A 12,100-nucleotide genomic window follows, 5' to 3' on the forward strand; every position below is an offset into this window, starting at 1 on the left:
GCCCGCCGGCCCGCCGGGCCAACGCTCACACCCCCCCCCCGTCCCCGCCCCCCCCCTCCCCGGGGGGGGGGCGATCCGGCGTTCCGGCCCACTCCGCCGCGCAATCCGTGTGTTTTCCGGGTGTCTTGGTACCGCCCGGTGGCGTGGATCCGCGTCGAGCGGTCACACGAGAGAGCAGGAGCCCGATCGGCGTCGCAGCCGCCTCGGCCGTCACCGGCCGCCGGGGTGGCGTTCGCGTCGTACGGCTGCCTCGTGCGCGAGGATCACCGGTGCGGTGCCACTGAACGATCCCCCTGGCACGGGGGTGAGACGAGGAGAACCGACGTGATCAAGAGTGCAGACATCCGGGAATGGCGCACCCACGGCGTGATCGACCCCGACGGGCGCAAGATCGGATCGCTGGAGGCCGTCTACGTCGACACGAGGACCGACGAGCCGGCGGTGGCGACGGTTCTCATCGGGCTGCCGACGCGGCACCGGCTCGTGTTCGTGCCGCTGGCAGGCGCCGTGGTGGGGCCCGACTACGTGCGGGTCGCGTATCCCAAGTCCCTGGTGAAGGACGCGCCGTCGATCGGTACCGACGATGTGCTCCCCGCCGAGAACGAGAAGGGGATCTTCGAGCACTACGAACTGTCCTACCAGCCGGGCGCGGGCGGCGAACGTCAGCTCGCGCGGCGCTGACCCGCTCCGTCTTCTCTCAGAAAGTCACGCCATGGCTCTGGTCCTGTTCGTGGTCATCGTGGCCCTCGTGCTGGGCATCATCGGCGTCGCGGCCGAGGGGCTGGCCTATCTGCTGGTCATCGGCGCCCTCGTCCTGCTGGCCGATCTGGTCTACGCCGCACTGCGCTGGCGCCGTACCGGCCGCCGCCCCGCCCGCTGACGCCGTCCTCCGGCGGGGCCGGAGCGCGGCACGCACGCGTCGTCGCCCCACCGGATCGTCGGCGCACGTCTCCTGGGCCGGCCCGCCCCACCGTCAACTCCGCGATCGCGGCGGGCTCCTGGCCGTCCACCCTGCGTACCGGATCCGCTGATCCCGGGTGCCGCGCGAGGCAACGTCGCTCCCGTGCGAGGATTCCGCGGTCTTCGGGGAAGCCGATGACGAAGGACGCTGTGCAGCGGACCAGGAGCTTCGCCTTCAGGGGCGGGGGGTGGAGGCGGACGATGGGAACAGCGGTGCATGTGCCGCAGACGCGGGACATGGTGGGCGAGGAGCTCTCCGGGGACGAGGCCTTCGCCGCGCTGCGCCACTACGGCGGGCGCAAGCTGTTCCTCGACGCGTTCGCCCGCTTCCGTTACGCGGACGGCTTCAGTTCGTCGCGCTCACTCGGCTACCAGGTCGTGCTGGGGATCGTGCCCTTCGTCATCGCCCTCGTGGGCGTGGCCACCACCCTGCACACGGAGAGCGTGGGCAAGATCGTCGATCTGACGCTCGGCAGGATCGTGCCGGGTGCGAGCTCCGACCTCATCCAGCAGGCACTCGCCGACACCCGGCGCAGCGCCGACGCGGACCGGGCCGGCGCCGTCGCCATGTGGCTCGGCCTCGGCTTCGCCGTGGTCAATCTGGCGTCGGCCATGGGGCAGATCGAGCGAGGCTGCAACCGCATCTACGGGATCGAGCGCGACCGCCCGTTCCTCCGCAAGTACGGCAGAGGTGTCGTCCTCGCCCTCTTCGCGGGGCTGCCGCTCGGCGGCGGCTTCCTCGCGATCGTCGCCGGGCAGGACGTCGGCGCGGCCGTGGTGGAGGCCATGGGCTGGCCGCAGACCCTGCTGGACTGGTGGCGGCCGTTGCACATCCCGGTGGGCGTGCTGCTCGCGGGCGTCGCGTCGGCGGTCATCTTCCGCTGGTCGCCGCGCCGTGATCAGCCGGGCTACACCTGGCTCGCCTTCGGCTCGGGCGTTCATCTGATCCTGTGGGTCACGGCCACCTGGCTCCTCGCCCTCTACATCGGCGAGAGCGGTTCCTTCGGTGCGGTGTACGGCCCGCTGACGGCATTCGTCGCGCTGTTGCTGTGGGCCAACGTGACCGGCGTGGCGCTCTTCCTGGGCATCGCGTTCGCCGCGCAGCTGGAGGCCGCGCGGGCGGGCATCGAGGACGCGGTGCGCCCGGACCCGGGTCCGGGCGACTGATCCCCCTCAGCATCCGCTCGGACTTTGCCGATACAGCAAGGACGTTTGTCGTTCTGGACAGTACGGCTCCATCATCGGCCCGGTACGGAGGTACTGGGACATGAAGGAGCGAGCGATGCGGACATCACCCGGAACAGCGAACGGCCACCGCTACGACGTCGTCGTCATCGGGGGCGGCGCCGCCGGACTCAGCGGGGCGCTGACCCTGGCCAGGGCCCGGCGTTCGGTACTGGTGATCGACGGGCGCAGGCCCCGCAACGCGCCGGCGGCGCACGCCCACGGCTTTCTCACCCGCGACGGCGTGCCGCCGCTTCAACTGCTTGCCATGGGACGCGACGAGGTCACCGGATACGGCGGCGAGATCGTCGAAGGCCAGGTCGTGGCCGCCGAACGGCCGGCGGGCGGTGGCTTCCGCCTCACCCTCGACGACGGCACGGCTGCCCTCGCGAAGCGGCTCCTGGTCACCACGGGCCTCGTCGACGAACTCCCCGACATCCCCGGCCTGGCCGACCGCTGGGGCCGAGAGGTCCTCCACTGCCCGTACTGCCACGGCTGGGAGGTGAGCGGCCAGGCCATCGGCATTCTTGCGACGGGTCCGCTGGCCGTGCACCAGGCCCTGATGTGGCGGCAGTGGAGCACGGACGTGACGCTCTTTCTGCACACGGCGCCCGAGCCGGATTCCGAGCAGTACGAGCAGCTCGCCGCCCGGGACATCGCCGTCGTCGACGGGGAGGTGACGGCGGTGGAGACGACGGACGGCCGGCTCAGCGGGGTGCGGCTCGCCGACGGCCATGTCATCGCGCGGCAGGCCCTCGTCGTGGCCCCGCGGTTCACCGCGCGCGCCGATCTGCCGGCCCAACTCGGACTGCGACCGACCGAGCAGGAGGTGAACGGTGCCGTCATCGGCAGCTACATCGCCGCGGACCCGACCGGGGCGACGGATGTCCCCGGGGTGTGGGCGGCCGGCAACGTCGTCAACCTGACCGATCAGGTCGTCGGTGCCGCCGCCGCGGGCGTGCGGGCGGCCGCGGCCGTCAACGCCGATCTGACCGCGGAGGAGACCCGCCGGGCCGTCGCGGCGCGGCGTACGGTCTTCTCCCCGGAGAGGGAGCGGGAGGTCGCCGAGCGGGTGCTCGGCGACCGTCGTCACGGCTTCTGAACGCCACCTCGTCGTCTCGCACCGTCCGCACGGAGACGCGCCCTCTTCTGCCCGGTGTTCGGAGGCGTCGCGGTACCCGCTCGCGCCTGCCTCCTGTGCGGCCCGCACCGGGCGATGCCACCCGATGCGGGCCGGAAGGCGTCTGCGCCGTCACATGTCGGTGGCGTCCACCACCGCGCCGAGATCGACGAACTTGAAGCCGGTCGTCTCCCGTTCGCCGCCCTCACCGTCCGGTGCGGCGGGCGTCTCCTGGCCGTCCTGGACGACGAGGAGGCCGCGCGGGTACCGCCGGCCGAGCGGCTCGTTCAGCACCGCCGCACCGTCGCACACCTCGCTGCCGTCGAGCGTGGCGGAGGCGGCGCCGACACGGAACCCGCCCTCGTACTCGTTGCGCTCGGAGATCTCCCGGTCGTAGAGCGCGAAGGTGTCGTCGCCCTGGCTGGACGCCAGCAGATAGCCGTCACCGTCACGCTCCTGGAACAGCGTGAGCCCTTCCACGTCGGCCGACAGGTGCTTGCCGCCGTACCCCGGGTCGGCGCCGGGTGTGCACTCCTCGGTCTCCTCGTCGTAGACGCCGGGAACGCCGAACTCCCGCACCTTGTCGACGAGTACGGGCTTGCCGGACAGGTCGGCGCGCATCCGCCAGATGCCGACGTCCTCCTGGCCCGCGTAGAGGACGCCGGTCGCGGGGTCGACGACCATGCCCTCCACCTGGGGCAGTTCGCCGGGCTCGCCGCAGGGGGTCCACGTCGTGCCGTTGGGCAGGCGGTGGGACGCGGGGAGTTCGATCGTGCGGATCTTCCGGTAGCCGATGGTGCCGGCGGCTGTCGGGCGGAGCTCCAGCAAGGCGACGGCGGTTTCGCTCCGCCTGCTGACCAGGGCGTACGAACGGCCGGTGCGGCGGTCGGTCCACGTGGCCAGACCGTAGGCGGTGCGCTGGTCATCGACCTCGGACTCGCTCGCCGAGAACACGGGCGCGGCGTCCGGGTCGGTGACGTCCACCAGCGGGCGGCCCGGGCGGGAGGGGTCGATGCGGTAGACGCGCAGCCGGTCCCGGCCACGGTCGGTCACCACGGCGATGTCGGCGCGGCCGCCGGGGGTGCGCAGCCCGGAGACGAGGTCGACGTTGTTGAACCTGCCGGGCGCGGCGCCTTCCGCGGGCGGGGCGGGTGCGGCGATCGACTGGACCAGGTCGGCCTTGAGGTCGTAGACCCGCAGGCCGCCCTCCTTCGCCGTGGCGACCACCAGACTGCGGTCGGGGTGGGCGTCGTCGCGCCAGATCGCGGGGTCGTCGGCGTTGGCGTTGCCACCCGCCTCGTCGTCGTGGAGAGGCGCGGTCTCGGCGGAGGGGGTGACGATCGGCAGGGCCGACGGGACCGCCTGCGCGGAGGACGGGACGAGGAGCGCCAACAGCGCGGTGCCCACGGCGGCGCCGGCCGTCGTGCGGGGAGAACGGTTCAGTCTCACGGGCGCTTCCTTCGATGTCGGGGACCGGAGGTGTCGGGGACCGGAGATGTCGGGGACATGCCGATGGTCCGTCAGGAGCCTCCGGCGAAGCAACGACGTGTGGCCGTCATCGAGATGACGGCCCTGTGTTCGAACCGTGAACTCGGGCCGCGGGAACGGGTGTCGGGGCCCGCGCGGGCAGCCGTTACGAAGGGCCTCCGGGACACGTCCCCGTACCGCACGGGCCGGTCCGCGACGACAGTTGCCCTCGCCACGAGCACCCGCCGCGTGACGGCGAGTGACAGCGGAGGCCCCGGGGGCGGGGCGGCTGTCAGCCCCCCGGCGCTGCCGGCAGGGGCACCAGGACACTGATCGCCTTGCCGCCGGAACGGGGGATGACGGCGATGTCGCGGGCGAGGCGGCGGATCAGCGGCCAGCCGTAGCCGCCCACCCGTACCGTCCCCTCGGCGTTGGTCGGGGTGATGACGGTGGGCGGAACCTCGCTCCGGTCACTGACGGTGATGCGCAGACCTCGCTCGGTGAGGTCGGCCTGGAAGGCGGTCAGGCCGCCGCCGTGCCGGATCGCATTGGTCACCAGCTCGGTGGTGACCAACAGCGCGTCCGCGAGCACGACCTCGTCGGCCACGCCCTGCCGGGCGCGCCGGAACCAGTCGCCCAGCAGTCTCTGGACCTCGTCCCGTGCGTCGGCAGCCGTCGTCGGAACCGATCGCGGAACGACGTCTCCACGCTCCCTGCCGGCTGTCACCTCGTCAGCGGTCACAGGCGTACCCTGCCCTTTCGCATCCCCCGTTGTTGTGCGTACACCTCATCTGCCCGACCTTCGGGGGCCTACACGGCACAGTTCGTCCGCCGGTGTGCGCCGGACCGGACCGCACAGGGCCGCTCCCGGCTCCGGCCGGGCATCACGCTTCCGCGCTCAGCCAGGCGGCGACCGCCGCCGCGATCGGCTGTTCGGTCTGGAGTTCGATGAAGCCGAACTGGCCGCCCTGATTGCACTCCAGGAACCACCACGTCCCGTCGCCGTCCTCGGCGAAGTCGAAGGCACCGTAGGCGAGGCCGGCCATGTCCTTGTACGTGGCAACGGCCCGTGCGACGCGAGGCGGCACGTCGACGGGCTTCCAGTCGTGGCCGGTCTCGCCGTACCGGCCGTCCACCTGCCCCGGCTCGGCGACCTTGCGGGCGGCGAAGAGTTCCCGGCCGACGCTGGTCAGCCGGATGTCGGCGGATTTGGTGATGTAGCGCTGAAGCAGCGTGGGGCCCGCGGCGACCCCGGAGAAGTCCGCGTCGGGCGGTACGAGTGTCGTGGGCAGCGCCATCGGCGGATCGGCCGGCGGCTTGCCCGACACGGCTTTCACGACGACGTGCCGGTACTGCTCGGCGAACCGGCGTGCCACCTGCGGATACGTGGTGATGATCGTCGCCGGGACGGGAAAGCCGCTGCGGTGCGCCGTGCGCAGCTGCCAGGGCTTGAGGCGCGCTCGCGCGGCGGCGCCGGGGTGGTTCATCCAGCGCGCGGTGGTGGAATCCAGCATGCCGTACAGCGCCTGGCCGGTCTCGGCGGACAGCCAGGGAGACGGTTCGGACGCGTGAGCAGCCGGTTCACCGGGTCTTCGGATCCAGATGGAACGCAGTCCGTCCATGCTGACGACCCGCCCACCGGTGGACAGGTAGCCGCGGAACTCGCCCCGTACGTATTCGGCGGACAGGGCTCCCTCGCCGGGAATGTCACCCGGGTCGAACCGTACGAGCGGGACGCAGCTCTTGTGCAGCTCCGCCACCACCATGTCCGCGGTCACATCCTGCTCGCAGGTCAGGATCAGTACCGTCATCGTGCGCGTCGGGTCAGTCGTCGAAGTGGGTCGCGGAGCCGGCTGTCGAGGTGGTGGTGCCGACCGCCGCGAGCAGGGCCCTGTCCATGATGGCGGGGCGCCCGTCGGGCAGGACGTTCAGCTGCAGGGCAGCGTCGTACGAGTACTGGTCGACCACCGGCGACAGCGCGGCCGGCCGTGCGTAGGTCCACGCGAACGGTTTCATGCTTCTCTCCCTGGCCCGCAAGGGGCTGTCTGGGGGCCACTGCGTGGCCTCACGGTGAGCAATACGTGGAGATGGATGTATTGGTTTCATCACATACCGTCATATTCCGGATACCGCTCGCCAGACAGGACATCGGATCGGAGCGGCCGCACAACCGGCTCACGAACAGGCCCTCGCACACGGGCCGTTGACGTCCCCCTGACATAAGTAGAGACGCCTGAGGGAGGCATTCCGTGCACCGAGGGGGTGCGTGACCTCCGTCACTGCCGTCTCAAACGCCTCAACAGTCACAGCTTTATCACTGTTCACACAGGTAACAGCGAGGGCCGACGGACCCGCCCGCGCGGAAAACTTTCCGCCACACCGCAGGGCGATGTGGCGAACGAACGGCCCCGTCCGACGCGGGGATGGAGGCAAGAGATGGAGACACCCGACACAGGTCGCGTACCTCAGGAGGACGGGATCATGCGAATGATCATGTATCTCGTCCGTTCGCCCGAGGCCGACCGAGGGCGGGAACGACCGTGGCCTGGTGGTAGTACATCCGCCATGTCCCGTCATGTCCCCTGCGCCACAGGGAACTCCGGCGCGCCCGCTCCCCGCGGATGGTGGTCTCGTAGGTGAGGTGCACCAGTCCGGGCGCCGGCACCACACCCCTGAGGTCCGAGGGTTCGTACCGGGGGCCGTCGTCGGTGGCGCCGTCCATCTCCGGCAGTGCGGCGAGCATCTCCTCGTAGCTCCACCGCCGTCCCGAGGCGCCGACTTCCACGAAGTCCAGGTCGAGCAACTGCCGGGCCAGGTCCCGTGCGGAGCGCACCGTCGGGTCCATCAGGCGCAGCTCGCCCGCGATCGCCTCGCGCACGCCGTCGTCCAACGGGCCCGACTCGTCGTGCTCGTTCGCCTCGTCCAGCTTCTTCGCCTCGTCGGTCATGGAGGCATCTTCGTCCGGGTGCCCACCGCCCGGGCAACCGGATTTCGGCGGGGTCGCAGGGCGCACGCGGCGCGAGATCTCCCCACGGGCAGCTCGACGCCGCCCCGGACGCCGGCGTCTCCACGTCGATCGCCGTCCCGCGCGGACATGCCCCCCGCCTGCGAAGGAAGGGACGCGAGGGCACACTGGTCGAGGAGGGGCGGCCACGGCCGGGCGGCCCCTGAGAGGCCGCGTGGCTGCCGCCCCACAGCGATGCGGACCGGCCCGTCACCGATGCCGTGAACCACCCGTCCCCCATGCCTTCGGAGAACCATGAGCAGCCCCGCCCACGATCCCTGCGTACGGGTGCGTGGTGCCCGCGAGCACAATCTGCGCCACATCGACGTGGACATCCCACGGGACGTGCTCGCCGTGTTCACGGGAGTCTCGGGGTCGGGCAAGTCCTCGCTCGCCTTCGGCACGATCTACGCGGAGGCGCAGCGGCGCTACTTCGAGTCCGTCGCGCCCTACGCCCGCCGGCTGATCCACCAGGTCGGAGCGCCCGCGGTGGACGACATCCTCGGGCTGCCGCCGGCCGTCGCCCTCGAACAGCGGCGGGGTTCGGCCACCTCCCGCTCCTACGTCGGCACCGTGACCACCCTGTCGAACACGCTGCGGATGCTCTTCTCCCGGGCGGGAACCTATCCCCCGGGTGCCGAACCGGTGGACTCCGACGCCTTCTCCCCCAACACCGCGGCCGGCGCGTGCCCGGTCTGCCACGGCCTGGGCAGGGTGCACCGCACCACCGAGGAGCTGATGGTCCCCGACCCGTCGCTGAGCATCCGTGAAGGCGCGATCGCCGCATGGCCGGGGGCCTGGCACGGCAAGAACCTGCGGGATGTGACAGGGACCCTCGGCCACGACATCGACCGTCCGTGGCGGGAACTGCCTCAGCAGGACCGGGACTGGATCCTGTTCACCGACGAGCAGCCGGTGGTGACCGTGCACCCGGTGCGGGAGGCGGGCCGGATCCAGGCGCCCTACCAGGGCACGTTCCAGAGCGCCCGGCGCTATGTGATGCACACCTTCGCGGACTCCAAGAGCCAGGCGCTGCGCGCCCGTGCCGAACGGTTCCTGGAGAGCTCGCCCTGTCCGGCCTGTGGTGGCAGCCGGCTGCGCCCGGAGTCACTGGCCGTCACCTTCGCCGGACGCACCATCGCGCAGCTCAACGCCATGCCGCTGACCGCTCTCGCCGAGGTGCTGCGACCCGCCGCCGGGGGCGAAGTGGCGGATCTCCCCGAAGGGCCCGAACGGCAGATCGCCACGACACTCTCCGCCGACCTGGTCGCCCGGATCGAGGTGATCACCGAACTGGGGCTTGGCTATCTGAGCCTGGACCGCACGACGCCCACGCTCTCCCCCGGCGAGCTGCAACGGCTGCGGCTGGCAACACAGTTGCGGTCCGGACTGTTCGGCGTGGTGTACGTCCTGGACGAGCCGTCGGCAGGCCTGCATCCCGCGGACACCGAGGCGCTGCTGACCGTGCTGGTGCGGCTGCGTGAGGCCGGGAACTCCGTCTACGTCGTCGAGCACGACATGGACGTGGTCCGCAGGGCCGACTGGATCGTCGACGTCGGGCCGCACGCCGGCGAACTCGGCGGCCGGATCCTGCACAGCGGGCCGGTGGAGGCGCTGGCGTCCGTCCCCGAGTCGGTGACCCGCCGGTTCCTGTTCGACGGGGAACCGGACACCGCGGCGGAGCGGACCCCGCGCGAGCCGTCCGCCTGGCTGCATCTGCGGGGTATCACCCGGCACAACCTGCGTGACCTGGACGTGGACCTGCCGCTCGGGGTCTTCACCGCGGTCACCGGGGTGTCGGGGTCGGGGAAGTCGACACTGATCGGTCAGGTGCTCGCGGGCGTGCTGACCGAGCACCTGGGCGCCGATCCGGCGGACCAGGGCGGCACCGACGCCGCCGAGGGCGAGGGGGCGCTCAGCCATGACGCCCGCGCGGGAGCGGGCGTCGAAGCCAAGGGCATGGACGTCGTGGACCGTCTCGTGCAGGTGGACCAGAAGCCGATCGGCCGTACCCCACGCTCCAACCTGGCGACGTACACAGGGCTGTTCGACGCCGTACGGAAGGTCTTCGCGGCCACCGACGACGCCCGGCAACGGGGTTACCGGGCCGGGCGGTTCTCGTTCAACGTCACCGGAGGCCGGTGCGAGACCTGCCAGGGTGAGGGATTCGTCTCCGTGGAGCTGCTGTTCCTGCCCGGTACCTACACGCCCTGCCCGACCTGCCACGGCGCCCGCTACAACGAGGAGACGCTACAGGTCCGTTACCGGGGACGGAGCGTCGCCGACGTCCTCGGCATGACGGTGGACACGGCCGCGGAGTTCTTCGCGGACGTCCCCGCGGCGGCGCGGAGCCTGCGCACGCTGAAGGAGGTGGGTCTCGGATATCTGCGGCTCGGTCAGCCGGCGACCGAGCTGTCGGGCGGTGAGGCTCAGCGCATCAAGCTGGCGTCGGAACTCCAGCGCAACCGCCGTGGCCACACGGTCTATCTGCTGGACGAGCCCACGACGGGGCTGCATCCGGCCGATGTGGAGCTGTTGATGGGCCAGTTGCACGGGCTCGTGGACGCGGGCCACTCGGTGTTCGTGGTCGAGCACGAGATGGGTGTGGTCGCGGGGGCGGACTGGGTGCTGGACCTCGGCCCGGGCGGCGGAGACGCGGGAGGAGGCATCGTGGCCGCGGGCCGCCCGTCGGAGGTGGCGCGGACGCCGGGGAGCCGGACGGCGGAGTACCTGGCGCGCAGGTTCACCCGTTGAGTGCGTACGTACGCGACGACTCGCCGCGAAGCCGGGCCTCTGCAGTCGGCGGTCCCGTCAGGAACGGGCCCATTTCCGCTCCTCGGACCGGCGTGCGATCCCCGAGAGCACGCGCCGCACACCGACCCCATGTCCTCCCGTGCCGATGACGAGCAGCCGGTAGACGCCCCCGGCCGGGCCGGGGAAGACCGCACGGCTCTCGGCACGCAACCGCGTACGGCCGGGGCCCTCCTCGTCGAGACGGAAGATCAGCGCGTAGGACGAGAAGCGATGGCGCCCTTGGAGGACCAGCTCCCGCCCGGGGACCGCTGCGACGACCCGGAACCCCGGAAGTACCGACCCTTCGGCGAGCGGGCGCGGCCCGGACGCGGAGCGGTCGTCGCATCGGACGAGCCGCGCGTAACCGGCCGCGCCCGGACGCGAGAACGACCGGTCCAGGATGTCGAGGAGACCGCGCCAGACGTCGTCCGAGCCCGCCTCGACGACCGTCGCGTGCTCGTCGAGGTAGGGCAGCGAAGCGATCTGCATCCGAGTCCTCCGTGAGGTCCGAGCGCGACGGCCCTCCGGTGGCTGCCGGCACGGCCCTGTCCCAAGCGTCGCACCTCGCCCTCGCGTCCCGGGCGGCAGGCGTGCGGATCGCTCAGCGATCCGTCAGCATGCCGGTACGGAGCTTCGTCAGCGTGCGGGTCAGCAGGCGGGAGACATGCATCTGGGACACGTTCAGTTCCCGGCCGATCTCCGCCTGCGTCATCTCCTGCCCGAAACGCATCTGCAGAATGCGCTTCTCACGCTCGTCCAGCTGCTCCAGCAGAGGGGCGAGCGAGTGCAGGTCCTCGACCAGCTCCATGTACGGGTCGTCACCGCCGAGGATGTCCGCGTACGCACGGCCGGCCCGGGCGCCGACCGGGGCGTCGTCGCTGTCGGCGTTCGGGGTGTCGAGAGAGCCGGCGGTGTAACCGTTGGCGGCGACCAGGCCCTCGCGCACCTCGTCCTCGGTGAGTTCGAGCAGCTCCGCGAGCTCCTTCACCGTCGGGTCGCGGTCCAGGACGGCGGCGAGTTCGTCCTTGGCCTTCGCCAGTTCGGTGCGGAGTTCCTGGAGCCGTCGGGGCACATGGACGGCCCAGCTGGTGTCGCGGAAGAAGCGCTTGATCTCGCCCACGATGTAGGGAATCGCGAACGAGGTGAACTCGACCTCCCGGGACAGGTCGAACCGGTCGATGGCCTTGATGAGGCCGATCGTGCCGACCTGGATGACGTCCTCCATCTCGCCGCTGCCGCGGTTGCGGAACCGGCGCGCCGCGAACTGCACGAGGGAGAGGTTCATCTCGATGAGCGTGTTGCGGGCGTACTGGTACTCGTGGGTTCCTTCCTCCAGCACCTGGAGGCGGTCGAAGAACACCTTCGACAGGCTCTTCGCGTTCTTCGGCGCGAGCTCGCCGGCGTTCTCGACCCACGGCAGTTCCCCCACGCGCGAGGGGGACCCCGCGGAAACGTCCTCGTGCTTCGTCCCGCTCCGGGTGCTTTCGGACGGCATGGTGCTGAGCATGATGTTCCCTCCCCTTCGGCGATGC

General features: G+C 71.3%; 12 protein-coding genes. 5 read left to right on the forward strand and 7 right to left on the reverse strand.

Annotated elements, in window-relative coordinates:
• Positions 1 to 324: 324 nt before the first annotated feature.
• From ACFWU3_RS21555 to ACFWU3_RS21570, 4 genes are all read left to right on the forward strand, one after another.
• Positions 325 to 681, forward strand: coding sequence for a PRC-barrel domain-containing protein (locus ACFWU3_RS21555; protein ID WP_384439821.1), 357 nt, complete (start codon positions 325 to 327; stop codon positions 679 to 681).
• A gap of 31 nt (positions 682 to 712) precedes the next feature.
• Positions 713 to 880, forward strand: coding sequence for a hypothetical protein (locus ACFWU3_RS21560; protein WP_384439824.1), 168 nt, complete (start codon positions 713 to 715; stop codon positions 878 to 880).
• Positions 881 to 1,161: 281 nt separating this feature from the next.
• Complete coding sequence (locus tag ACFWU3_RS21565; RefSeq protein ID WP_384439826.1) at positions 1,162 to 2,127, forward strand: YihY/virulence factor BrkB family protein; 966 nt, start codon at positions 1,162 to 1,164, stop codon at positions 2,125 to 2,127.
• Between the two features lie 115 nt (positions 2,128 to 2,242).
• Positions 2,243 to 3,286, forward strand: a complete 1,044-nt coding sequence (locus ACFWU3_RS21570; RefSeq protein ID WP_384439829.1) for an NAD(P)/FAD-dependent oxidoreductase — start codon at positions 2,243 to 2,245, stop codon at positions 3,284 to 3,286.
• Positions 3,287 to 3,436: 150 nt separating this feature from the next.
• Here the strand turns inward: ACFWU3_RS21570 and ACFWU3_RS21575 are convergent, their stop codons facing one another.
• From ACFWU3_RS21575 to ACFWU3_RS21595, 5 genes are all read right to left on the reverse strand, one after another.
• A complete protein-coding gene (locus ACFWU3_RS21575) occupies positions 3,437 to 4,753 on the reverse strand; it encodes a phytase (protein ID WP_384439832.1) in 1,317 nt (438 codons plus the stop codon).
• Between the two features lie 310 nt (positions 4,754 to 5,063).
• Positions 5,064 to 5,513 carry an ATP-binding protein gene (locus tag ACFWU3_RS21580; RefSeq protein ID WP_384439835.1) on the reverse strand — a complete coding sequence of 150 codons (450 nt, stop codon included), beginning with the start codon at positions 5,511 to 5,513 and terminating at the stop codon, positions 5,064 to 5,066.
• 142 nt (positions 5,514 to 5,655) lie between these two features.
• The gene (tgmB, locus tag ACFWU3_RS21585; RefSeq protein WP_384439838.1) at positions 5,656 to 6,582 is read right to left on the reverse strand and encodes an ATP-grasp ribosomal peptide maturase; all 927 of its coding nucleotides are present in this window, start codon (positions 6,580 to 6,582) and stop codon (positions 5,656 to 5,658) included.
• Positions 6,583 to 6,595: 13 nt separating this feature from the next.
• A complete protein-coding gene (gene tgmA / locus ACFWU3_RS21590) occupies positions 6,596 to 6,787 on the reverse strand; it encodes a putative ATP-grasp-modified RiPP (RefSeq protein ID WP_313942532.1) in 192 nt (63 codons plus the stop codon).
• Between the two features lie 475 nt (positions 6,788 to 7,262).
• Positions 7,263 to 7,616 (reverse strand): DUF4440 domain-containing protein, encoded by a 354-nt coding sequence (locus tag ACFWU3_RS21595; RefSeq protein ID WP_384440053.1) that lies wholly within the window; start codon positions 7,614 to 7,616, stop codon positions 7,263 to 7,265.
• Positions 7,617 to 8,030: 414 nt separating this feature from the next.
• Between ACFWU3_RS21595 and uvrA the strand changes: the two genes are divergently transcribed.
• Entirely contained in the window at positions 8,031 to 10,529 is a 2,499-nt protein-coding gene (gene uvrA, locus ACFWU3_RS21600; RefSeq protein ID WP_384439841.1) for an excinuclease ABC subunit UvrA, read from the forward strand.
• A gap of 57 nt (positions 10,530 to 10,586) precedes the next feature.
• Here uvrA and ACFWU3_RS21605 read toward each other — a convergent pair whose 3' ends face one another.
• Complete coding sequence (locus tag ACFWU3_RS21605) at positions 10,587 to 11,057, reverse strand: hypothetical protein (protein ID WP_384439844.1); 471 nt, start codon at positions 11,055 to 11,057, stop codon at positions 10,587 to 10,589.
• A 112-nt stretch (positions 11,058 to 11,169) separates the two neighbouring features.
• Positions 11,170 to 12,063 carry a SigB/SigF/SigG family RNA polymerase sigma factor gene (locus tag ACFWU3_RS21610; RefSeq protein ID WP_384439847.1) on the reverse strand — a complete coding sequence of 298 codons (894 nt, stop codon included), beginning with the start codon at positions 12,061 to 12,063 and terminating at the stop codon, positions 11,170 to 11,172.
• Positions 12,064 to 12,100: the final 37 nt, after the last annotated feature.

Source organism: Streptomyces sp. NPDC058685, assembly GCF_042714725.1.
In the GTDB taxonomy this organism is placed as follows: domain Bacteria; phylum Actinomycetota; class Actinomycetes; order Streptomycetales; family Streptomycetaceae; genus Streptomyces.

Coding starts and splice junctions, on each gene's coding strand:
- ACFWU3_RS21560 (WP_384439824.1), top strand. CDS start 713: ATGGCTCTGGTCCTGTTCGTGGTCATCGTGGCCCTCGTGCTGGGCATC.
- ACFWU3_RS21565 (WP_384439826.1), top strand. CDS start 1,162: ATGGGAACAGCGGTGCATGTGCCGCAGACGCGGGACATGGTGGGCGAG.
- ACFWU3_RS21570 (WP_384439829.1), top strand. CDS start 2,243: ATGCGGACATCACCCGGAACAGCGAACGGCCACCGCTACGACGTCGTC.
- tgmB (WP_384439838.1), bottom strand. CDS start 6,582: ATGACGGTACTGATCCTGACCTGCGAGCAGGATGTGACCGCGGACATG.
- tgmA (WP_313942532.1), bottom strand. CDS start 6,787: ATGAAACCGTTCGCGTGGACCTACGCACGGCCGGCCGCGCTGTCGCCG.
- ACFWU3_RS21595 (WP_384440053.1), bottom strand. CDS start 7,616: ATGGACCCGACGGTGCGCTCCGCACGGGACCTGGCCCGGCAGTTGCTC.
- uvrA (WP_384439841.1), top strand. CDS start 8,031: ATGAGCAGCCCCGCCCACGATCCCTGCGTACGGGTGCGTGGTGCCCGC.
- ACFWU3_RS21605 (WP_384439844.1), bottom strand. CDS start 11,057: ATGCAGATCGCTTCGCTGCCCTACCTCGACGAGCACGCGACGGTCGTC.
- ACFWU3_RS21610 (WP_384439847.1), bottom strand. CDS start 12,063: ATGCCGTCCGAAAGCACCCGGAGCGGGACGAAGCACGAGGACGTTTCC.